At 46.6% G+C, this 19,821-nt stretch carries 27 protein-coding genes; 2 read left to right on the top strand and 25 right to left on the bottom strand.

Going from position 1 to position 19,821, the window contains the following annotated elements:
* Positions 1-311: 311 nt before the first annotated feature.
* Positions 312-911 (bottom strand): ATP-dependent Clp protease proteolytic subunit, encoded by a 600-nt coding sequence (locus B5D77_RS19130; protein ID WP_002734165.1) that lies wholly within the window; start codon positions 909-911, stop codon positions 312-314.
* 35 nt (positions 912-946) lie between these two features.
* Positions 947-1,633, bottom strand: coding sequence for an ATP-dependent Clp protease proteolytic subunit (locus tag B5D77_RS19125; RefSeq protein WP_002746650.1), 687 nt, complete (start codon positions 1,631-1,633; stop codon positions 947-949).
* Between the two features lie 740 nt (positions 1,634-2,373).
* Between B5D77_RS19125 and B5D77_RS19115 the strand changes: the two genes are divergently transcribed.
* Positions 2,374-4,599, top strand: a complete 2,226-nt coding sequence (locus B5D77_RS19115) for a DNA methyltransferase (protein WP_106909441.1) — start codon at positions 2,374-2,376, stop codon at positions 4,597-4,599.
* Positions 4,600-5,257: 658 nt separating this feature from the next.
* Here the strand turns inward: B5D77_RS19115 and B5D77_RS19110 are convergent.
* The 22 genes from B5D77_RS19110 to B5D77_RS19005 all read right to left on the bottom strand — a co-directional run bounded on the left by B5D77_RS19110 (position 5,258) and on the right by B5D77_RS19005 (position 18,164).
* Positions 5,258-5,824 (bottom strand): adenylate kinase, encoded by a 567-nt coding sequence (locus B5D77_RS19110; protein ID WP_002753892.1) that lies wholly within the window; start codon positions 5,822-5,824, stop codon positions 5,258-5,260.
* A 71-nt stretch (positions 5,825-5,895) separates the two neighbouring features.
* Positions 5,896-7,215, bottom strand: a complete 1,320-nt coding sequence (gene secY / locus B5D77_RS19105) for a preprotein translocase subunit SecY (protein WP_008197232.1) — start codon at positions 7,213-7,215, stop codon at positions 5,896-5,898.
* Between the two features lie 324 nt (positions 7,216-7,539).
* A complete protein-coding gene (rplO, locus tag B5D77_RS19100) occupies positions 7,540-7,983 on the bottom strand; it encodes a 50S ribosomal protein L15 (RefSeq protein ID WP_002780095.1) in 444 nt (147 codons plus the stop codon).
* Positions 7,984-7,993: 10 nt separating this feature from the next.
* On the bottom strand, positions 7,994-8,515 hold the full coding sequence (rpsE, locus tag B5D77_RS19095) for a 30S ribosomal protein S5 (protein ID WP_002757584.1): 522 nt from the start codon (positions 8,513-8,515) through the stop codon (positions 7,994-7,996).
* 26 nt (positions 8,516-8,541) lie between these two features.
* Positions 8,542-8,904: a 50S ribosomal protein L18 gene (rplR, locus tag B5D77_RS19090; RefSeq protein WP_008197243.1), complete on the bottom strand. Its 363-nt coding sequence runs from the start codon at positions 8,902-8,904 to the stop codon at positions 8,542-8,544.
* Positions 8,905-8,907: 3 nt separating this feature from the next.
* Positions 8,908-9,468: a 50S ribosomal protein L6 gene (rplF, locus tag B5D77_RS19085; protein WP_008197245.1), complete on the bottom strand. Its 561-nt coding sequence runs from the start codon at positions 9,466-9,468 to the stop codon at positions 8,908-8,910.
* A gap of 105 nt (positions 9,469-9,573) precedes the next feature.
* Positions 9,574-9,975 (bottom strand): 30S ribosomal protein S8, encoded by a 402-nt coding sequence (gene rpsH / locus B5D77_RS19080; RefSeq protein WP_002734721.1) that lies wholly within the window; start codon positions 9,973-9,975, stop codon positions 9,574-9,576.
* Positions 9,976-10,204: 229 nt separating this feature from the next.
* On the bottom strand, positions 10,205-10,744 hold the full coding sequence (rplE, locus tag B5D77_RS19075; protein ID WP_002780091.1) for a 50S ribosomal protein L5: 540 nt from the start codon (positions 10,742-10,744) through the stop codon (positions 10,205-10,207).
* 54 nt (positions 10,745-10,798) lie between these two features.
* Positions 10,799-11,152 carry a 50S ribosomal protein L24 gene (gene rplX, locus B5D77_RS19070; protein ID WP_002733835.1) on the bottom strand — a complete coding sequence of 118 codons (354 nt, stop codon included), beginning with the start codon at positions 11,150-11,152 and terminating at the stop codon, positions 10,799-10,801.
* A 72-nt stretch (positions 11,153-11,224) separates the two neighbouring features.
* Entirely contained in the window at positions 11,225-11,593 is a 369-nt protein-coding gene (rplN, locus tag B5D77_RS19065) for a 50S ribosomal protein L14 (protein WP_002732358.1), read from the bottom strand.
* 20 nt (positions 11,594-11,613) lie between these two features.
* Positions 11,614-11,856, bottom strand: a complete 243-nt coding sequence (gene rpsQ, locus B5D77_RS19060; RefSeq protein ID WP_002734070.1) for a 30S ribosomal protein S17 — start codon at positions 11,854-11,856, stop codon at positions 11,614-11,616.
* A gap of 6 nt (positions 11,857-11,862) precedes the next feature.
* Positions 11,863-12,081, bottom strand: coding sequence for a 50S ribosomal protein L29 (gene rpmC / locus B5D77_RS19055; protein ID WP_002746608.1), 219 nt, complete (start codon positions 12,079-12,081; stop codon positions 11,863-11,865).
* Complete coding sequence (gene rplP / locus B5D77_RS19050) at positions 12,081-12,500, bottom strand: 50S ribosomal protein L16 (RefSeq protein ID WP_002734310.1); 420 nt, start codon at positions 12,498-12,500, stop codon at positions 12,081-12,083. Before rplP ends, rpmC begins: the two co-directional genes overlap by 1 nt.
* Before the next feature lie 30 nt (positions 12,501-12,530).
* Positions 12,531-13,259 carry a 30S ribosomal protein S3 gene (gene rpsC, locus B5D77_RS19045; RefSeq protein ID WP_008197249.1) on the bottom strand — a complete coding sequence of 243 codons (729 nt, stop codon included), beginning with the start codon at positions 13,257-13,259 and terminating at the stop codon, positions 12,531-12,533.
* Positions 13,260-13,282: 23 nt separating this feature from the next.
* On the bottom strand, positions 13,283-13,642 hold the full coding sequence (gene rplV / locus B5D77_RS19040; protein ID WP_002746605.1) for a 50S ribosomal protein L22: 360 nt from the start codon (positions 13,640-13,642) through the stop codon (positions 13,283-13,285).
* Between the two features lie 153 nt (positions 13,643-13,795).
* A complete protein-coding gene (rpsS, locus tag B5D77_RS19035; RefSeq protein WP_002753908.1) occupies positions 13,796-14,077 on the bottom strand; it encodes a 30S ribosomal protein S19 in 282 nt (93 codons plus the stop codon).
* 30 nt (positions 14,078-14,107) lie between these two features.
* Positions 14,108-14,941, bottom strand: a complete 834-nt coding sequence (gene rplB / locus B5D77_RS19030) for a 50S ribosomal protein L2 (RefSeq protein ID WP_002771036.1) — start codon at positions 14,939-14,941, stop codon at positions 14,108-14,110.
* Between the two features lie 33 nt (positions 14,942-14,974).
* A complete protein-coding gene (locus B5D77_RS19025) occupies positions 14,975-15,280 on the bottom strand; it encodes a 50S ribosomal protein L23 (protein ID WP_002746599.1) in 306 nt (101 codons plus the stop codon).
* Positions 15,270-15,902 (bottom strand): 50S ribosomal protein L4, encoded by a 633-nt coding sequence (gene rplD, locus B5D77_RS19020; RefSeq protein WP_008197253.1) that lies wholly within the window; start codon positions 15,900-15,902, stop codon positions 15,270-15,272. The genes B5D77_RS19025 and rplD overlap by 11 nt, the downstream gene beginning before the upstream one ends.
* Positions 15,903-15,922: 20 nt before the next feature.
* Positions 15,923-16,561, bottom strand: a complete 639-nt coding sequence (gene rplC, locus B5D77_RS19015) for a 50S ribosomal protein L3 (protein ID WP_002796429.1) — start codon at positions 16,559-16,561, stop codon at positions 15,923-15,925.
* 594 nt (positions 16,562-17,155) lie between these two features.
* Positions 17,156-17,494: a P-II family nitrogen regulator gene (locus B5D77_RS19010; RefSeq protein ID WP_008197259.1), complete on the bottom strand. Its 339-nt coding sequence runs from the start codon at positions 17,492-17,494 to the stop codon at positions 17,156-17,158.
* A gap of 184 nt (positions 17,495-17,678) precedes the next feature.
* Positions 17,679-18,164, bottom strand: coding sequence for a DUF4079 domain-containing protein (locus tag B5D77_RS19005; protein WP_008197262.1), 486 nt, complete (start codon positions 18,162-18,164; stop codon positions 17,679-17,681).
* A 198-nt stretch (positions 18,165-18,362) separates the two neighbouring features.
* Here B5D77_RS19005 and B5D77_RS19000 point away from each other — a divergent pair, with 198 nt between their 5' ends.
* The gene (locus B5D77_RS19000; RefSeq protein WP_106909440.1) at positions 18,363-19,022 is read left to right on the top strand and encodes a phosphoribosyltransferase; all 660 of its coding nucleotides are present in this window, start codon (positions 18,363-18,365) and stop codon (positions 19,020-19,022) included.
* Positions 19,023-19,381: 359 nt separating this feature from the next.
* Here the strand turns inward: B5D77_RS19000 and B5D77_RS18990 are convergent, their stop codons facing one another.
* The gene (locus tag B5D77_RS18990; protein WP_008197265.1) at positions 19,382-19,678 is read right to left on the bottom strand and encodes a YkvA family protein; all 297 of its coding nucleotides are present in this window, start codon (positions 19,676-19,678) and stop codon (positions 19,382-19,384) included.
* Between the last annotated feature and the right edge of the window lie 143 nt (positions 19,679-19,821).

Here is a 19,821-nt window from a genome sequence, read left to right as displayed (position 1 = left end):
ATACCCTCTTAAATCAACAGAAGCGAGTTTATTTTTTTCTAATTTCTGCTACTTTTGATACAGATTTTTTAGTTTTTTTATAGTATGGGAGTCAGGTTTATTCCCTCAATATCAGAAAAAAAAAGAGCCTCTCTTGGCCCTTGGCTGAAAAATGTTCACAATGTCACATTATGGGCGCAAGCAGTTCGATAAACTGACTGACCACGTTGCGCCCCTACATTGCAGCTGCTGTGATTGGTAGGGACCCATAGCGTACGCCCTTCATTTGGGAGTTAGAACAGGTTTCTCGCCTGTTCTAACCTCTGACTGACTTAAGCCGGTCTTCCCTCCACCACCTTATCGATTAAACCGTAGGCGACGGCTTCCTCGGCGGAGAGGAAATAATCGCGGTCAGTGTCTTTTTCGATGCGTTCGATGGTTTGTCCAGTGCGATTAGCCATAATTTCGTTTAATTGCTGGCGAATACGCAGGATTTCCTTAGCTTCAATGTCGATATCCGTCGCTTGCCGGCGCCCGGTTCCGCCCATGGGTTGGTGAATCATAATCCGCGCGTGGGGAAGGGCGAGACGCTTACCCGGACTACCAGAAGCCAGTAAAAATGCCCCCATAGAGGCCGCTAATCCCACACAAATAGTCACCACTTCCGCTTTGATGTACTGCATGGTGTCGTAGATGGCCATACCGGCGGTAACGGAACCCCCCGGCGAGTTGATATAGAGATAGATGGGTTTAGTGGGGTCTTCTGAGTCGAGATAAAGCATTTGGGCCACAAGGGCATTGGCTAACCCGTCGGTGACTTCCTGCCCCAAAAAAAGAATGCGTTCCACCGAAAGACGGCTGTAAATGCTAATCCACTGTTCGTATTGGCTACCCGGCAGACGGTAGGGAACTTTTGGCACACCGATAGGCATAATTGGTAACAACTCCTGCTAATTTGTAATAAATCTTAACTAACTTGGGCGAGGGGTTTCGGTAGTTCCTTGCGACTTTCGAGAACGCGATCGATTAATCCGTAGTCTTTCGCCTGTTGTGGGGTGAGATAGAAGGTGCGATCCATATCTTTCGCCAGTTTTTCGGTGGTTTGACCCGTATTTTTCGAGAAAATTTCCAACATCGTCTGTTTGTTGGCGATTACCTCCTTGGCACGAATCTGGATATCGGTGGCTTGTCCCTGGGCCCCGGTGCGATTTTGGTTGAGAACAATGGTAGCGTGGGGCAAGGAGGCGCGAAAACCCTTGGTTCCCGCAGAAAGAATCATCGCTGCAGTTCCCATGGCCTGTCCGATACAGATAGTATGAACGGGAGGTTTAATGTAGTTGAGGGTGTCACAGATGGCGAAAGCTTCCGTTTCGTAGCCGATCGCGTCGCCAGTGTACCAGGATGTGCCGGTAGAGTTGATATAGAAGAAAATCGGTTTTTCGGGATCGTCAAATTGCAGGTAGAGCAGTTGGGCGATAATTAATTCCGTCACGTCCACCCCGACATTGCGCTTGACATCATCGGAGGAAAATAAGGGCAACCCCAGATAGACAATTCTCTCTTTGAGCAGGAGAGATTCTAAGTCCGGTGGTGGTGTCCGATAGGCTGCATCCCCATAATAGGCAGTTTGTACCGCTTTAATCACTGAGTTCATCGAGTTTTTCCGTCATACACAGTATCCTGCTTTTGATTTTAACGTAATCGGGTTGACCGATTGCGTGGGGGTATTTTTAGCTAGGTTCTTCCCCCAAGAATCTCTCATCGACTCCCCGCAGATCTAATACTAAATCCGGTTATTAAAGACTGATTATCTATTGCCCCTATTGCAAGAGTGCCTATTGCAAGAGTGACTTTTGCCTGTCATCATAATACTAAATCCTGTTTAAAAAGTATAAGAGAGTGGGGGGAGTGAGAAGTGGGTTTTTAAAGTTGGATTGGGAGTTAATCAGACTATTAAAAACGGATTTTGTATGACTAGAAGCGGGTTGAAACTGGACTTCTACTCGATTACGATATATTTTAGGAAGCCTGTCTAACTCATATTGTTGAGGCATCGTCAAAGATACTCTATCCACCTTGTCTAGAGAAACCGCCAGAACGGGCAACGCCAGAACAAATGTCAAATCCTGTCATCAGCTGCCCGCGCATTTAAATTGCTTGTTCAGATGAGGCAAGGGGCAAGACCCCTGCCCCCCCAACCCCCCGACATCGGGTAGGGCAGGGGCGGGGTTGGGGGGGTGGGCGAGATGTAGCTCATCTAAGGATAGGCGGTTAAGATGCGTCTTAGCTTACCCAACTTCACGGCAGGTTAATGGTAAGTGTTCAAAGTTAATCGGTCTGATTTTCCCCTGAGTAAGGAAGATTTATCGAAACTATCACAAACAATGCTAACCCATGAATCATATTTTTTCTGCTATTGATTTTCAGGCAATTAAAAATACCCCTAACTTTAAGGAAGACAGCGTTAGAGAAGTGATTATTTTGCCTCTTTTAACAAGTTTGGGCTACCGAGAAGATAATATCGAAAGAAGTAAAACCCTACGGCATCCCTTTTTAAAGGTTGGCAGTAAAAAACGTCCGATAAATTTAATTCCTGACTATGTTCTCAAAGTTAATCAAAGTTATGCTTGGGTATTAGAGGCTAAAAAACCAACGGAAAATATCTACGAAGGTGATTCAGTAGAACAGGTCTATAGTTATGCGAGTCATCCTGAAATCAGAAGTAATTATTTTGCTCTTTGTAATGGCCTAGAATTTAGTTTATTTAAGACCCTCGATACCAGTACACCTATCTTATATTTTTCTCTTGATGCAATTGCCGATAGTTGGCAAGAGTTGACCCAGTATTTAGCCCAAGATAGATTTCAAGTGGGGAAAAGTTTTAGTTATCAAAGCCATTCCCCAATCAGTCGCAAAACTTTTGACTACTCAAGTCGTCCCTTGTTAGAACCAATTGAGGTAAAAAAACAACAAGCTAAAAGACATTTTGGTGTTCATGGATATTTTACTAAACAAGCATGGAATGTGGTGGCAGAATATATTAAAAACTTCAGTCAACCGGGAGATGTCATTCTTGATCCTTTTGGCGGTAGTGGAGTGACGGCAATTGAAGCTTTAATGAATAACCGCAAAGCGATTAGTATTGATATTAACCCTCTGGCTATTTTTCTTGTTAATTCTTTAATTAGTCCCGTTGATTTTGATGATTTAAGTCAGGCTTTTGAACGAGTTAAATTAGCCTACCAAGAGCGAGAACCGCAAACCAAAGAAGCAATAACAAAGGCACTCAATACCTATCCCTATCCCGAAGGCTTGAAACTGCCTAAAGGTTCTGATGTAGCTACTGTTGAACAGTTATTTAGTAACAAACAATTAGCTCGACTAAGTTTATTAAAACATTTGATTAAACAAGAACTAAACGAGAATGTTAGAGAGTCTTTATTGTTAGTTTTTTCCAGTACAATCAATAAGTATAATTTGACTTTTCATTACACAAGAAGTGCGGCGGGGGGTGATAGTTCTGTATTTAGATATTATCGGTATAGAATTGCTCATGAACCTGGAGAAATGCCCTTAATAAAAATTTTTGAAACTAAATTTAAAAAACTTGTTGCAGCTAAACAAGAAATGGAGTTTTATCTTAATAAAAAAACTATTGATAACGCAACAATTGTTAAAGGAACAGCGACAGACTTAAGTTTTATTGAAAATGAAAGCGTTGATTATATTTATACCGATCCTCCCTACGGAAAGAAAATTCCCTACTTAGATTTATCAATAATGTGGAATGCTTGGTTAGATTTAGAAGTGACGGAAAAGGACTATCAATTAGAAGCTATTGAAGGTGGAACAATCCAAAAAAGTAAACAGGAATATAATCAATTAATTGCCCAAAGTATTCGAGAAATGTATCGGGTTTTGAAATTTGAGCGATGGTTATCCTTTGTCTTTGCTCACAAAGATCCTGAGTTTTGGCATTTAATTTTAGATACGGCAGAAAGTTGCGGATTTGAATATGTGGGAGCAGTGCCACAAAAAAATGGACAAACGAGCTTTAAAAAGCGGCAAAATCCCTTTACAGTTTTATCAGGACAGTTAATTATTAATTTTCGGAAAGTTCCTACTCCCAAAGCGGTAATGAAAGCTAACTTAGGCATGGATATTACCGAGATTGTCATGCAAACTGTTGAAGGAATTATTGCAAAAAATGATGGGGCAACCCTAGAACAAATTAACGATGAATTGATTATTAAAGGTTTGGAATTAGGGTTTTTAGATTTACTAGCCAAGGAGTATTCAGACTTGACTCCAATTTTGTTAGATAATTTTGATTATGAGGAAAAAACTGAATTATATACCATCAAAAAAGACAGTAAGTTTAAGTCAAAAATCGATGTTAAATTGAGAATTAAATACTATTTGATTAGCTATTTGAGAAGGATGGAAAGAGATAATAAAAGCTCTAGTTTTGATGATATTGTTTTTAATATATTACCTCTGTTAAAAAATGGCACAACTCCCGAAAATCAGACGATTCTAAGCGTCCTCGAAGATATTGCCCAGAGAGTTGGTGATGATAACTGGCGCTTAAAACAAGAAGGACAATTGAGTTTATTTTAAATCCAGTGGCAGCACACTTTGTTCTTTTTGTCAAAAAAACTTTCTCTTTGCAACAAAACTACACAATTAATTGATCAACGGGTTGGCTTAAAAAAGGCTCTTTAACTGCCATTTATTGCTGTTGCTGAATAGGTGAGTGTAGATTTAGCAAGGGTTTTCAGGATCAACAGATAGCTAAAACCCTAAAAAGCACAGAACATCCCATCATTTCATACTGCGAAATTATACCATAATCGCTGGAAGTATTGCAAACTCGTAAACAAATGAGAATTTTTTTCAATAAATTCTTAAGAAAAGACAAATATTGCGAAATATAAATTTAAATATTCTCAACTATTAACGGCTGTTTGATATAAAAAACTTATAATACTAAATCCGTTGAGTAACGCACAGAAAACGGGTTTCTCCGAGAAACCCGTTTTCTACTCAGGCACTCATGCAAGAGGCAAAAGAGGGAATAAATAATCAGTTTTTAATAACTGGATTTAGTATAAGTAGGGAGGCACAATTATTTGTAGGATGGGTTAGCGGTAGCGTAAACTATGCGGGCGTTGGGTTTCATGCTTCAACCCAACTACTGATCACTGATTACTGATAACTGATCACTGATTACTGATGACTGATTACTGATGACTGAATTGATGATCTGAGAGAAACTTTAAACAGGAGTCACAACTGCTGTTAGAGCGGCAGTAACTGCGTCCATCGGTTGATTACCGTCGATATGGTTAAGAGTGCCTTTTTGACCGTAATAATCTAAAACGGGGGCAGTTTGGTCGATATAAACCTGTAGGCGACGGGCGATCGTTTCTTTAGTATCATCTTGACGACCGCGTTGCATGAGACGCTCAATTAAGACCGTATCTGGTACAGCCAAATTAACCACAAATGTGTAACTATCGGCCAATTCCTCCAGTAATGCGTCTAAAAAGCTCGCCTGTGCCACCGTGCGGGGAAAACCGTCAAGAATCCAACCCTTAGCACTGTCAGGCTGTTTTAAACGTTCCTGAATTAAACCTAATAACAACTCATCGGGGACTAATTCGCCCTTTTCCACATAAGCTTGTGCTTGTTGACCAAGTTCTGTCTTCTCTGTAATTGCTTGACGTAAAATTTCACCGGTAGAAATATGGGGAATCGTCAGAGATTCCGCTAATTTTGCCGCTTGAGTACCTTTTCCCGATCCGGGCGGTCCCAAAAATATCACACCGATCCGTTTGCTCATGGGATTAAATATAGGGTTTTAAGGAAAAAAATAACCAGTAACCGGTAAAAGGTCACTGGCTAACTATCTAACTACTTTTTAATCATGTCCTCATAGCGTTGAGACATGACATAGGTTTGAATTTGTTTGGCGGTATCGATCGCCACCCCCACCAGAATTAACAGGGAAGTTGCCCCCAAACCGCGAAAAGTGGTGACACCGGTGGCGCTTTCTACTACAGTCGGCACAGTAGCCACCAAACTTAAAAAGAGAGCGCCCAAAAGGGTGAGACGATTCAGCACCCCTTCCAGATAATTAGTAGTAGCGGTCCCCGGTCGAATCCCCGGAATACTGGTCCCCATTTTTTTCAGGTTTTGGGACATATCCTTGGGGTTAACGATCAGGGAAGCGTAGAAGAAACTAAAACCGAGAATTAGTAAGCTATAAAAAGCCACATAACCCCAACTATCGGGACGCAGGGCATTAACCAACTGGACTAAAACCTGACCGACCGGGTTATCCGTGGGTAAAGCTTGCACCAATTGGAAAGGTAAGACCAACACTGCGGAGGCAAAAATAATCGGCATCACGCCCCCTTGATTGAGTCGTAGGGGTAGATAACTGGTTCTTTCCCGATAGAGACGACGACCCACCTGACGACGGGCAGAAACAATAGGAATCCGACGGGTTCCTTCCTGAACAAAAACAATGCCGATAATCATCACCAAGAAAACCAGCAAGAGAATCACCACTTGAGCGATCGCTTGTCGGCCACCCTGTTGAGCAAAAGTAATCGTATCACCGAGGGTTTTCGGCAAAACGGCGACAATGTTGACAAAAATCAGCAAAGATGCTCCATTTCCCAGACCGCGTTCTGTGATCAGTTCCGAAATCCACATCACGAACATAGAACCGGCCACTAAAGCGAGAACCGTAGCGGCGATCGAGGGTAAAGTTCCAGCCACAACACCGTTAGCCACCAATAAACCGAGAGTAATACCGATACTTTGAATAATTGCCCAACCAAAGGCAACATAACGGGTAATTTGGGCAATTTTTCGCCGTCCTGCCTCTCCTTCATTTTTCTGTAAATCTTCCAAAGAAGGAAGGGCAGCGGTGAGCAGTTGCACGATAATTGAGGCGTTGATATAGGGAAGAATGCCGAGGGCAAAAATCCCTAACGTCGATAATCCTCCCCCGGTAAACAGGTCAAGGATTCCCAAAGCGGCGTTACTTTGAATAATTTCTGCTAATCTTGCCCGATCCAAACCGGGGATCGGTACAAACATCCCAAAACGGAGCAGAACCAGTAAACCCAATGTAATCAACAAGCGACCGCGTAAACCAGCCGCCTGTGCCATTTGCATAAACGTTTCCTGTGCCGTGGGAGCCTTATCACGACTGACGACCATTAACAGTTACCTCTAGTGCAGTTTTTTTATGGGAAAAAGTAATCGAGGGGGAAAACTTTCTCGATTTTTTTAAGATTTCCCCTGTCTTTCTTATGATATAGCAATCCGGTCTTGGGGATTGGGTGTTAGGGTGTGGGGTGTCGGGTGTGGGGTGTCGGGTGTGGGGTGTAGGGTGTGGGGAGAACAGAGCTGCCCTTTACCTTTTACCTTTTGCCTTTTGCCTTTTGCCTTTTGCCCTTTACCTTTTACCTTTTGCCTTTTGCCCTTTACCTTTTGCCTTTTATCTCCTGTCTCCTGCCTCCTGTCTCCTGTCTCCTGTCTCCGTTAAATTTCTTCCCAAGTCCCTTGAGCGGCGGTAATTTTCTCTTTAGCACTATTGCTAAAAGCGGCGGCCTTCACCTTGAGGGGAACGGTAATTTCACCATCACCCAAAACTTTTAAAGGGCCGTCATTACTGGTGAGAATTTTAGCTTTTAGCAGACTTTCCAGGGTAACTTCCGTATTAGCGGGTAAAGAAGCCAATTTTCTCAGATTAACAATCGTGTATTGACGGGGGTTAACCAAAGGAAAATGCTTTAATTTGGGAACCCGACGATAGAGGGGCATTTGTCCCCCCTCAAAACCGGGACGAGTCCCCGTCCCAGAGCGAGATTTTTGTCCGCGCATTCCCAGACCGCAACTAGCGCCCTGGCCGGCCGAGACACCCCGGCCCACACGACGACGGCGTTTAGTTGACCCCGGTTGGGGGGCGATTTCGTGGAGTTTCATGGTGATTTCTCTAGGTGTACAAATGTTCTACAGATACGCCTCGATCCTTGGCCACTTCCGAGAAAGTACGGAGAGTTTCCAGGGCGTTAACGGCGGCTCTAGCGTTATTGAGGGGGTTATCGCTACCGAGTTGTTTAGCGAGGATATTTTTCACCCCGGCTAGTTCTAAAACGGTACGGACAGCACCCCCGGCAATAACCCCAGTCCCCGGGGCAGCTGGACGCATAAGCACCTGAGCGCCACCGGAAGCCCCCCGGGTGAGGTGAGTGATAGAACTAGCCTTAGTTAAGGAGACTTCAATTAGTTGTTTTTTGCCATCGGCCACGCCTTTACGGACAGCCCCGATAACGTCCCCTGCTTTGCCAACTCCCACTCCCACCTGGCCGTTTTCATTACCGACCACGACAATAGCCCGGAAGCTGAGTTTTTTACCACCCTTAACCACTTTACTAACCCGGCGAATCTGGATGACCCGCTCTTGCCAAGTGGTTTCTTTTTCTTTTTCGCGGTTGCCCTTGCGACGTTTTGCCATAGTTTTATCAGTGTTGAAAGGATATTTTAGAAGTTTAAACCGGCTGACCGAGCCGCTTCTGCTAAGGCTTTGACGCGACCGTGATAGAGATTGCCACCGCGATCAAAAACCACTTGTTCGATGCCTCTTTCTAGGGCCCGTTGGGCCACCAGTTTACCCACGGCTGCCGAAGCTTCTTGGGTAGCGGTGGATTCTAATTCCCCGCGCAAGCTGGCCTCTAGGGTAGAAGCGGCCGCGAGGGTGTGTTGGGCTACGTCGTCGATAATTTGGGCGTAGATGTGGTTATTAGAACGAAATACGGATAAACGGGGCCGTTCAGCAGTGCCATTAATTTTGCGACGCACACGCTGGTGACGACGACGGACTGATTCTTTGCGACTAAGTTTCATGGTTTATTTTTTACCTCCTTTACCGCCTTTACCGCCAGCTTTACCCACTTTGCGACGGACGACTTCACCAAGATAGCGAATCCCTTTTCCTTTATAAGGTTCGGGGGGACGAACTTCGCGGATTTTAGCGGCGGTGTTACCGACGGCTTCTTTGTCGATGCCACTGACGATAACTTGGGTGCTGTTCTCTACGGCGACGGAAACACCATCGGGCATCTCCATTTCCACGGGTTTACTGTAGCCGACGTTAAGAACTAATTTACCATCCTGCAACTGGGCGCGGTAGCCCACCCCTTGGATATCGAGGCGTTTTTGAAAACCAGTCGCGACTCCTTCTACCATGTTGGCCACTAGAGTTCTACAGAGTCCGTGGCGTTCTCTGGCAGTACGGGAATCGTCTTGACGGGTAACGAGCAGGGTTTCGCCATCTTTATTGATGGCGACGGCGGTGGGTAGGGTTCTCTGGAGAGTTCCTTTAGGCCCCTTCACCGTCACGGTAGCACCATCGATATCGACGGTGACTTGATTGGGAATAGGAATCGGGCGTTTGCCAATACGAGACATAACAGTTATCAGTTATCAGTGGGTCAGATATCCCGGAAGAGTTATCAGTGGGTCAGCTATCGGGTTTAAACTTGGAAAGGCTGACGGCTGATAGCTTATCCTTGTTTACCAGATGTAGCAAAGGACTTCGCCGCCAACGTTTTGTTTACGGGCCTCGCGATCGGTCATAATGCCTTTAGAGGTGGAAACAATGGCGATGCCAATGCCACCGAGGACGCGCGGTAAGTCTTTACTGTTGGAATAAACTCGTAAACCGGGTTTACTGACTCTGGTGAGGGTAGTAATGATCGGTTGACGGTTTTTGCCTTTATATTTGAGGGAAAGCACTAATTGAGATTTAATCCCCTCACCCACTTCCTCAAAGTCAGCAATAAAGCCTTCGTCCTTGAGAACTTGAGCAATACTGCGCGTCATCCGCGTGGTGGGAATTTGAGTAGTGGTCTGCCGAACCGCGCAAGCGTTACGGATGCGGGTCAGCATATCCGATATGGTATCGTTAGCAGACATGAATTACCTGTTTTTCTCCTAAATTGGGATCAACATCAGTGGTCAGTTATCAGTTATCAGTTATCAGTTATCAGTTATCAGATTTGAGTATTAAGTGAGTAGTATTAAATAGCAGTTTCCTGCTGTCTTTTCACTGAATCACTGTTTACTGTTTGCTGTTCACTGTTTACTGTTTGCTGTTCACTGTTCACTTATTTACCGGTCACTGTTTACTTTTCTCTTGATTGATTTATCTAAAGGGCATTCCCATCTCTTTGAGGAGGGCGCGTCCTTCTTCGTCGTTTTTAGCGGTGGTGATGATTGAGATGTCCATCCCGCGAATTTGATCGATTTTGTCGTATTCAATTTCGGGGAAGATCAACTGTTCACGAATGCCTAAACTGTAGTTACCACGACCATCAAAACTGTTACCGCTGATACCGCGAAAGTCGCGAATGCGTGGTAAGGCCAGATTAATGAGACGGTCTAAAAAAGCGTACATTCGATCGCCGCGCAGTGTCACCATCACACCCACGGGCATTCCTTCGCGAATTTTGAAGCCAGCGATCGCTTTTTTAGCTCTAGTCACTACTGGTTGTTGTCCGGTGATGGTGGACAGTTCTTCCTTGGAAGACTCCAAAGCTTTGGCATTTTGTGAAGCTTCTCCAAGACCGCGGTTAACAGTAATTTTGATAACTTTAGGTACTTGGTGGATATTGGTATAACCAAATTGTTCTTTCAGTTTCGGAACAATGGTTTCTTGATAGGTGGTTTTTAGTCTTTGGCTCATAGTTTTGCTGCTTACTTTTCCTGGGCTTGGTCAGGAACTAGAATTGATAGGAAACTAATCGATAATTTCGCCAGTTTTCTTCAGTATCCGCACTTTCCGACCGTCTTCGGTAAAGGTATAACCCACCCGACTGGCGATTTTTTTCTTCTCGGAATAAAGCATCACTTTGGAACTGTGAATCGGTGCTTCGTAGGTAACGATTTGACCCGATTCCCCTTCCTGTTGGGGTTTAGTGTGTTTGGTGCGGATATTAACTCCCTTGACCACCACGGTACTTTCTTGGGGTAAAGCCCGTAAAATTTCGCCCACTTTGCCCTTATCGGAACCGGCGATTACCTGAACGACATCCCCTTTTTTAACGTGCATTTTTTGCCTTTGGGGCGGGGTTTGAATGTTTTTCTTACTCATTTTTTTTGACCTCAAGGTGTGAAAAGTTTTAGACTAGCCATCAGCCAATTGCCTTGGTACTTTTCACTTTGATCAGAGAACTTCTGGGGCTAAGGAAACAATTTTGGTGTAGTTTTTATCGCGCAATTCCCTGGCGACTGGACCAAAAACCCTAGTACCTTTGGGATTACCGTCATTATTAATAATCACGGCGGCGTTATCATCAAAACGGATGCTCATGCCACTATCGCGACGGACGGTTTGACGGGTTCGCACAATCACCGCAGTGACCACATCGGATTTTTTCACGGGCATATTGGGGATAGCGTCCTTAACCACGGCGATAATTTTGTCACCGATGCCACCGTAGGTACAGTTACCTGTTCCCAGCACCCGCAGACACATCAGTTTCCGCGCCCCGCTATTGTCAGCGACATTTAAGTAGGTTTGTTGTTGAATCACGGTTTTTACCTAGGTGAAATTTAACTATCGGTTAATATTTCCGCCACTTCCCAACGTTTGGTTTTACTGAGGGGGCGGGTTTCACGAATGCGAACTCGATCGCCTTGTTTGGCTTGATTTTCTGCGTCGTGAGCCTTAAATTTCTGGGTTTTTACGACGATTTTGCCGTATTTAGGGTGAGGAGAGCGGTTTTCAATGGCTACCACTACGGTTTTATCCATTTTGTCGCTGACCACTACCCCAACTCTTTCTTTAACTGCCATAGCGGGTTATGCCTCCGGGGTGGACTGGGCTAGTTGGCGCTCTCGTTCTACGGTCAATAATTGGCCGAGACGGTGGCGGGTGTGTTTGAATTCGTGGGTTTTTTCCAAGCGGCGGGTGGCCTGTTGCAAACGCAATTCAAACAGTTTCTTTTTGGCATCGAGGATAGCGTCGGCGATGTCGTCATCGCTCATCTTCCTCACTTCGGCGATTTTTGGTAGAGCCATTAGACAAAATCCTCCTCGCGAGTGATAAATTTGGTCTTAATTGGTAATTTTTGAGCCGCTAGGCGCATGGCTTCCCGGGCTACTGGTTCAGCTACCCCGGCAATTTCAAACATAATGAACCCCGGTTTAACCACGGCTACCCAGAATTCGGGGGAACCTTTCCCGGAACCCATCCGAGTTTCTGCGGCCCGTTGGGTGACGGGTTTATCGGGAAAAACGCGGATCCAGATTTTGCCACCCCGACGAATATAACGAGTCATTGCCCGTCTGGCCGCTTCGATTTGACGGGAAGTAATCCAACAGGGTTCGGTGGCTTGCAGGGCGAAATCGCCGAAATTAATCGTATTTCCGCCGGTGGCCAGCCCGCGCATCCGTCCGCGCTGTTGTTTGCGGAATTTTGTTCTTTTGGGACTTAACATGAGCTATTTACCACTGATAAATATTAGGGATCAGCCCTCACTAGAGCGATCTTCAAACTGTTGACGGCGACGCTGTTGACGGCGCGGTGCTTGAGCGGGAACGGCGGCGGCAATTTCTTCTTGGCCGGGGATAATTTCGCCCTTAAAGATCCAAACTTTCACGCCTAGAATCCCGTAGATAGTGCTGGCGGTTTTATAGGAGTAATCGATATCGGCCCGCAGGGTATGCAGGGGAACTCGTCCTTCCCGCACCCATTCGGTGCGAGCGATTTCTGCCCCGTTGAGACGGCCGCTAACTTGAATTTTGATCCCTTTGACTTCGGCCCTTTGCGCCCGTTGGATGGCTTGCCGCACCACACGACGGAAGGAAACCCGTCTTTCTAGTTGTTGGGCGATGTATTCGGCGATCAGGTTGGCATCGGCATCAACGCGAGCCACTTCGATGACGTTAATGCGAATTTGACGCTGGCCACCGAGGGCTTTTTGCAAACCTAGGCGCAGCTGTTCGATTCCCGTGCCACCACGACCGACGACGACCCCGGGGCGAGCGGTATGGATGGAAATATCTACTTGATCGGCCTTGCGTTCGATGCGAATATCGGCGATACCTGCATTAGAGAGGTTTTTTTCGACGTAATCACGAATACGGCGATCTTCTTGCACTAATTCGGGGTAACGTTTCGCGTCGGCATACCAGCAAGATTTGTGATCTTTGATAACGCCGAGACGAAAACCGAGGGGATGGATTTTTTGTCCCATTGTGGTTTTTTTAGTTAAGGTGATTAGTCTTTGTTGCTAGGAGCGACGGCGACGGTGATATGACAGGTGGGTTTGCGAATTTGGTAGGCGCGGCCTTGGGCCCGGGGTCGAAAACGTTTTAGGGTCGGACCGCCATCGGCAAAGGCTTGGCTAACCACCAAAGTGGCGGGATCGAGTCCTTCGTTATTTTCGGCGTTGGCAACAGCGGAACGCAGGACCTTCAGGATCGGGTCACAGGCCCGGTAGGGCATGAATTCGAGAATAATTAGGGCTTCCCGATAGGAGCGACCGCGGATCTGATCGAGTACCCGTCTGACTTTCAGGGGTGACATCCGAATATAGCGGGCGATCGCTTTGACTTCGTTAGAGGTATCGATGGTCATTTCAGTTATCAGTTATCAGTTAGGTAGGGTGGGTTAGGCGACGACAACTTATAAGACTTAGTTATTAATTTATCTAGTCGCCGTAACCCACCATCTCATGGTTATCTGAACGCTGACCGGGGGCTGACGGTTTTAAGATAACCGCCCACCGATCTATTTCCGTCCTGCTTTTTTGTCGCTCTTGGCGTGGCCGCGGAAGGTGCGGGTGGGAGCGAATTCACCGAGTTTATGACCGACCATCTGCTCGGAAACATAGACGGGAACGTGCTGTTTGCCGTTGTGAACGGCGATCGTGTGACCGACCATATCGGGAATGATTGTCGAGGCCCGGGACCAAGTTTTAATCACTTGTTTACTGCCCTGGGCGTTGAGTTTTTCGATTTTTTCCATCAGGTGGCCGGCGACAAACGGCCCCTTTTTCAGTGAACGACCCATAATTTTCAGTCAAAAGTAAAGTAATAATTTCTAACCCTGGTTACGACGGCGCACGATCAGATCGCTACTGCGTTTTTTCTTGTTGCGAGTTTTGCGACCGAGGGCGGGTTTACCCCAGGGAGTCATCGGGCCAGAACGTCCGATCGGAGCGCGACCCTCTCCACCTCCATGCGGGTGATCCACTGGGTTCATGACGCTACCCCGAACATGAGGCCGTTGACCCCGGTGACGGGTACGACCGGCTTTACCGAGACTGATGTTTCTAGCTTCGGCGTTACCGACTTTTCCGATGGTGGCGTAGCATTCACGCCGGATCATGCGTACTTCTTTGGAGGGGAGGCGGATGGTAACATAATCGCCTTCTTTGGCTACCACTTGGGCGAAACCACCGGCGGCCCGCACCATTTGACCACCGCGACCGGGGACGAGTTCGATGTTATGAACTTCTGTCCCTAGGGGGATGCGACTTAAAGGGAGGGCATTACCCACCTCGAAGGGAGCGTTTTCTCCAGCGATGACGGTATCACCAACGCCTAAACCGGCGGGGGCGATGATGTAGCGTTTTTCCCCGTCTTTGTAGAAAAGCAGGGCAATGCGGGCGTTACGGTTAGGATCGTATTCGATCGCCGCTACTGTGGCGGGAATATCCCGTTTATCGCGACGAAAATCGATAATCCGGTAGAGGCGTTTATGGCCACCGCCCCGGTGACGACTGGTGACGACACCGCGATTATTACGCCCTTGTTTGCTGTGTTTGTGATGAGTTAGGGACTTTTCCGGTTCGGTTTTGGTGATCTCCTTAAAGTCGGAGATGGCCGCCTGCCTTGTCCCGGGGGTTAAAGGTCTAAAAGAGCGAATACCCATAGTTTAGTTTTCCGTTATCGGGTTTCTTGGTGGTTATACGTCGGGATAGAGGGCGATCGAGTCGCCTTCGGCTAGGGTCACGATCGCACGTTTGTATTGGGGTTTGTAACCGAGGAAACGGCCGACGCGTTTTTTCTGACGAGAGGGGCGGCTGGTGTTCACTTTCGTTACTTTCACGTCAAACAGCAATTCGATCGCCGCTTGAATTTCCGGCTTAGTCGCTTTCAAGGCGACATCGAAGACGTATTTATTTTGTTCTAGGAGTAGGGTGGCTTTCTCGGTCACGATCGGCTTTAGGATCAGATCGGCGAGTTGCCTGGCTTCAGTTTTAAGCACCATAGACCTCCTCAATTTTGGCTAGGGCTGCGGCGGTGGCGATAACTCGATCGGCTAGGAGGACATCATAGACGTTGAGACTATCGGCGCGAATAATTTTGAGATTGCAGATATTACGTCCCGATAAATAGACATTTTCGGGAATTTCCGTCAAAATCAGCAGAATTTTTTCCTCTGGACTGGCTCCCCAGCGACTTAAGGCAGCGGTGAGTTCTTTGGTTTTGGGTTGGGAGAATTGTTCGGCGAAGCTTTCAACCACGATAAAGTTATCGGCCTGGCTGATCAAAGCGGTTCTCAGGGCTAATCTTTTCTCTTTGCGATTGACCTTAACCTCAAAATCTCTCGGTTTTGGTCCGAAGATGACACCGCCACCACGCCAGAGGGGAGAACGGATCGAACCGGCCCTGGCACGACCGGTGCCTTTTTGCCGCCAGGGTTTGCGACCACCGCCGCGCACTTCCGAGCGGGTTTTGCTGGAGGCATTACCTTGGCGGGCCGCCGCTAGATGGCTGATGACGACGCGGTGAATTAGGTGTTTGGCGGTTTCGGGTTTAGCGGTTTTCAGTTCCAGGGTGCCTGTTCCCGCTTCTTCCCCTTGCCAATTTTTGACTGTGTAGTTAACCATGGCTTTAATCTTTCCTTGCCCTATTTGCCAAATTTCTTGGCGGGGGTGATGTTTAACAGGGTTCCTGGTTTGCCCGGGACGGCTCCTTTGATCAGGATCAGGTTGCGTTCGCTATCGATTTTGACCACGGACAATTTGCGGATGGTCACTTGGGTGGCTCCGTATTGTCCGGCCATTCTCTTACCCGGGAAGACGCGGCCGGGGGTAGTACCGGCACCGGTGGAACCGGGGAGACGGTGGTTTTTGGAACCGTGGGTCATGTTACCGCGTTTGAAGTTATGGCGTTTTTGATAGCCGGAGAAACCCCGTCCGATGGTGGTTCCGGCCACATCGACTAAATCCCCCTCTTGGAAGATGTCGGCGGTAATTTCTTGGCCTAAGGTGTAAGCGGATGCGTCCTCGAGGCGGTATTCGATTAAATGCCGCAGGGGGGAGACACCGGCTTTGGCTAAATGACCCAGCAGCGGTTTATTGAGGGCTTTTTCTTTGACGGTTTTGTACCCCACTTGGATGGATTCATAACCGTCGGTTTTTTTAGTTTTGACTTGGGTGACGGGACACGGACCGGCTTGAACGACGGTGACGGGAATGGCGACTCCCGTTTTGTTGTCGAAGATTTGGGTCATGCCCAGTTTTGTACCGAGGATACCGATAGACACGGATTGTTCTCTTTATCTTTACTAGACGACAATCAAAAATAACGTGGCCGTGGCTATAGGAGCGGGAAAAATCTTTCCCGCTTTATCAGCCTGCCCAACTTGAATGACTTTTTTGGAGTTATTTAAGCTGGCATCCCGTTAAATTCGTAAGTGAGACTAGACAGGTTTGCTGGTTCTGCCTAGATTGTTGCTGGTCTTTGTTTCTTCGGGACTTAAAGGGTTTATCTTCAGTATCCAGGCGAAGACCGACTGGCCAAGACGCCGCTGCTTGGCAGTGCCTTTAGCACCACCTAACACCGATTTTGGCCACGATCAAACATTATATAATATTTGTGACTTTTTAGGCAAGAGGTTTTTTTAGTTACCTGAAATGATCAGAGCTAGTCTGGTCAAATTACCTGTGAGCAGTCTTCCCCAGCGATGGGAGCAGACCGAGCCAAGAGATTTAATTATAGTAGTTATCTTAATAGTGAGGTAGAAAGTTTTCGTTTTGGGGAATCAGTGGTCGATACCAAATTAGGTTACAATTCTTGAGGGGAAACACTGTCAATGGGGGGGGATGACAGCATTGTACTATCATCCCCTGTCGGGGGGTTAAATCGCTTCGAGGTCTTTTTCTCCGGTACGGATGCGGACGATCTGTCCCACGGGGGAGACAAAGATTTTACCGTCTCCGATTTCACCAGTACGCGCCGCCGAAATCAGCTTATCGACGACCATATCGACTTGGTTATCTTCGACGACGATCTCGATCTTGAGTTTTTGGAGAAATTCGACGGTGTACTCGGAACCGCGATAACGTTCCGATTGACCTTTCTGACGACCGAAACCTCTAACTTCGGAGACGGTCATGCCGACAATGCCCGCGTTAACTAGGGCGATTTTCACCTCTTCAAGTTTAAAGGGTCGGATAATCGCTTCTACTTTCTTCAAAATATCTATCTCCTCGTTGCGTGACGATACTTTACTTTCTTGGTAAATTACCTGTTAATTCTAAACGCAGAATCCCGACAAGAGCGCTTAAAGTCATAATTTCTTCAATTATTGGCCTTGGCCACAGTCTGCCGCCGTGAAAAATTTCCAGGTGGGAATTGGCCCACCCGAAGCCATAAACCAACTAGAGAGATAATCCTAACTGAAGACCAAAAACACCGTGAACTAGCAGTAAAATCAGGGCAATACTGCCGATATAGGCGTGAATAGTCCGGAAAAGTTCTTTTTTGCCGCCAGCGAAGCCAGTAAGGGATAATAATCCATTGAAAGCTAATAAACCGATCGCGGCGGATCCTGTCCAGAAATGGCTGCTTTCCAGGATGGGATGTTTCTGCATGACTAGGGATAAAATACCGCCGGTGTAACCGAGAGCGATAAATAAAAACAGCCAGGGGGCGAGTTTGCGGTGATCAGCCCGATTTTTGGCCACTACTTCCCCATCTTGGCTTAAACGGCTTTGCCAACCGGCATAGGCAGTATAACTACCCATAACTAAAACCACAATTCCCATCATGACTGGATGTCCCCAATGAACGATCGGTTCGGGAGTTCCGAGACTGCGAAAGGCGGCGGCGATCGGCTCTAGCGCATCACTTAAACTTTGATTCATGTTTGTTACCCAACTTTACAAAACCCTTTTGCCTAAGATTTTAGCCGATCTCCGGTCTGGAAAAACTGCGGTTAGCCGAAAAAATGTCAAGCCTTCGCTAAATTTCTTAACATTTCCGCTAGAGATGAGCGGAGAAATATAGAATAAAGGCAGGGGAGACTAGGGATCCCCACGGGGATTAACCCCTAGGAGGGCATTATGACTTATCTGCTCAAAGATCGGCGGTCGGCTGGGAGACTATTAGCTATTTACTTGACAGAATATACCAATAGTGCTAGGGCACTGGTTTTGGCCTTGCCCCGGGGGGGGGTTCCGATCGCCTTTGAAATTGCCCAAAGGTTACATTTACCCCTAGATCTGTGTTTGGTGCGAAAATTAGGTGTACCAGAGCGAAAAGAGTTAGCTTTTGGGGCGATCGGTCAAGATGGTGTGCGGGTAATCAATGAAAGTATCGTTGACGACTTGCACCTATCGCAGGCGATGATGGAACGGGTAGCAAAGGAAGAAATGATCGAATTAGAGCGACGGGATCGCTTGTATCGAGGGGAGCGACCCTTTCCAGACGTGACGGGAAAAACGATTATTCTAGTAGATGATGGTATCGCTACGGGAGCAACGATCAAAGCGGCGATTCTGACCCTGAAAGCTAGAAACCCCGCTGCTATTATTATTGCCGTTCCTATTGCGCCAGTGGAAGTGTGTGAGCAATTAGAAAAATTAGTCGATCGAGTAATTTGCCTACATAAACCCTACGAATTGAGATCGATTTCTCTTTGGTATGAGGACTTTTCCCAAACCAGCGATGAGGAAGTGCAAACACTGTTGGCCAGCGTCGATAGTTCTTTGATTCAAGTTTAAGGAATTATGAATTATGAATTATGAATTATGGTTCTTGGCTCTTCGTTACTTGCTATGGTTCGATAGGGGGGCATAAATCGACTCAATCCTTATCTGGCAAGAGATTTAATTGATTAGTTCTCTCTAGAGCGAAAACAGTTGACAAAAATAGCAGCAATGTCTGTCTCTATAAGGGTTTCATTCCTTATAATCCCGTCCATTGCATAACAAAAACCGAAGAGCCTTATGAATTAGGGAGTGGGGAGATGGGGAAGTGGGGTAGTGGGGGAGACCACTTCCTGCGCGTTGCGGGGGGAGATGGGAGTGCTGGAGCAGGGAGAGGGGAGATGGGGAGAATAAATAAAAGCAATCTCCTGAATTCAGAATTCCACAGCATCGGTATCAACGGTATTGGTGGGGGAAGAAACCTCAGTTTGATTATTTACTCTCCCTGGACGGCGAGTGCGATAATCAAGAACTAATCGCGATAATTCCGTAGTTAAAAGGGTGAGGACAATACCATCATCGATCCAACCAATAATCGGGAAAATGTCAGGAGAAATATCGAGGGGGCTAAAAAGATAAACCATAGTTCCCAGAATGATAATCCAACGATATTTAGGGTGGGTGATTTTGCTGCTGTACCAGTTGTAAAAAGATTCAACAATCGGTTTCATTAATTTGTCCTCGTTGACTGGGATGATTTAATTTTGTCAGTTTATCCTTGAGGCTGATAGTGGGGTTTTACCCCCATTATCTAGGGTGATATCCGCTAATTATCCACTAAAAAAGCCCAGAAGAGAATTCACCTTTAGGGATG

It is taken from the genome of Microcystis sp. MC19 (assembly GCF_003019735.1).
GTDB lineage: Bacteria > Cyanobacteriota > Cyanobacteriia > Cyanobacteriales > Microcystaceae > Microcystis.
The sequence above is the reverse complement of the archived record's forward strand: the minus strand, read 5'-3'. Positions and strand labels throughout refer to the sequence as shown.

Coding starts and splice junctions, on each gene's coding strand:
- B5D77_RS19130 (WP_002734165.1), bottom strand. CDS start 911: ATGCCTATCGGTGTGCCAAAAGTTCCCTACCGTCTGCCGGGTAGCCAA.
- B5D77_RS19125 (WP_002746650.1), bottom strand. CDS start 1,633: ATGAACTCAGTGATTAAAGCGGTACAAACTGCCTATTATGGGGATGCA.
- B5D77_RS19115 (WP_106909441.1), top strand. CDS start 2,374: ATGAATCATATTTTTTCTGCTATTGATTTTCAGGCAATTAAAAATACC.
- B5D77_RS19110 (WP_002753892.1), bottom strand. CDS start 5,824: ATGAGCAAACGGATCGGTGTGATATTTTTGGGACCGCCCGGATCGGGA.
- secY (WP_008197232.1), bottom strand. CDS start 7,215: ATGGTCGTCAGTCGTGATAAGGCTCCCACGGCACAGGAAACGTTTATG.
- rplO (WP_002780095.1), bottom strand. CDS start 7,983: ATGAAACTCCACGAAATCGCCCCCCAACCGGGGTCAACTAAACGCCGT.
- rpsE (WP_002757584.1), bottom strand. CDS start 8,515: ATGGCAAAACGTCGCAAGGGCAACCGCGAAAAAGAAAAAGAAACCACT.
- rplR (WP_008197243.1), bottom strand. CDS start 8,904: ATGAAACTTAGTCGCAAAGAATCAGTCCGTCGTCGTCACCAGCGTGTG.
- rplF (WP_008197245.1), bottom strand. CDS start 9,468: ATGTCTCGTATTGGCAAACGCCCGATTCCTATTCCCAATCAAGTCACC.
- rpsH (WP_002734721.1), bottom strand. CDS start 9,975: ATGTCTGCTAACGATACCATATCGGATATGCTGACCCGCATCCGTAAC.
- rplE (WP_002780091.1), bottom strand. CDS start 10,744: ATGAGCCAAAGACTAAAAACCACCTATCAAGAAACCATTGTTCCGAAA.
- rplX (WP_002733835.1), bottom strand. CDS start 11,152: ATGAGTAAGAAAAACATTCAAACCCCGCCCCAAAGGCAAAAAATGCAC.
- rpsQ (WP_002734070.1), bottom strand. CDS start 11,856: ATGGCAGTTAAAGAAAGAGTTGGGGTAGTGGTCAGCGACAAAATGGAT.
- rpmC (WP_002746608.1), bottom strand. CDS start 12,081: ATGGCTCTACCAAAAATCGCCGAAGTGAGGAAGATGAGCGATGACGAC.
- rplP (WP_002734310.1), bottom strand. CDS start 12,500: ATGTTAAGTCCCAAAAGAACAAAATTCCGCAAACAACAGCGCGGACGG.
- rpsC (WP_008197249.1), bottom strand. CDS start 13,259: ATGGGACAAAAAATCCATCCCCTCGGTTTTCGTCTCGGCGTTATCAAA.
- rplV (WP_002746605.1), bottom strand. CDS start 13,642: ATGACCATCGATACCTCTAACGAAGTCAAAGCGATCGCCCGCTATATT.
- rpsS (WP_002753908.1), bottom strand. CDS start 14,077: ATGGGTCGTTCACTGAAAAAGGGGCCGTTTGTCGCCGGCCACCTGATG.
- rplB (WP_002771036.1), bottom strand. CDS start 14,941: ATGGGTATTCGCTCTTTTAGACCTTTAACCCCCGGGACAAGGCAGGCG.
- B5D77_RS19025 (WP_002746599.1), bottom strand. CDS start 15,280: ATGGTGCTTAAAACTGAAGCCAGGCAACTCGCCGATCTGATCCTAAAG.
- rplD (WP_008197253.1), bottom strand. CDS start 15,902: ATGGTTAACTACACAGTCAAAAATTGGCAAGGGGAAGAAGCGGGAACA.
- B5D77_RS19005 (WP_008197262.1), bottom strand. CDS start 18,164: ATGAATCAAAGTTTAAGTGATGCGCTAGAGCCGATCGCCGCCGCCTTT.
- B5D77_RS19000 (WP_106909440.1), top strand. CDS start 18,363: ATGACTTATCTGCTCAAAGATCGGCGGTCGGCTGGGAGACTATTAGCT.
- B5D77_RS18990 (WP_008197265.1), bottom strand. CDS start 19,678: ATGAAACCGATTGTTGAATCTTTTTACAACTGGTACAGCAGCAAAATC.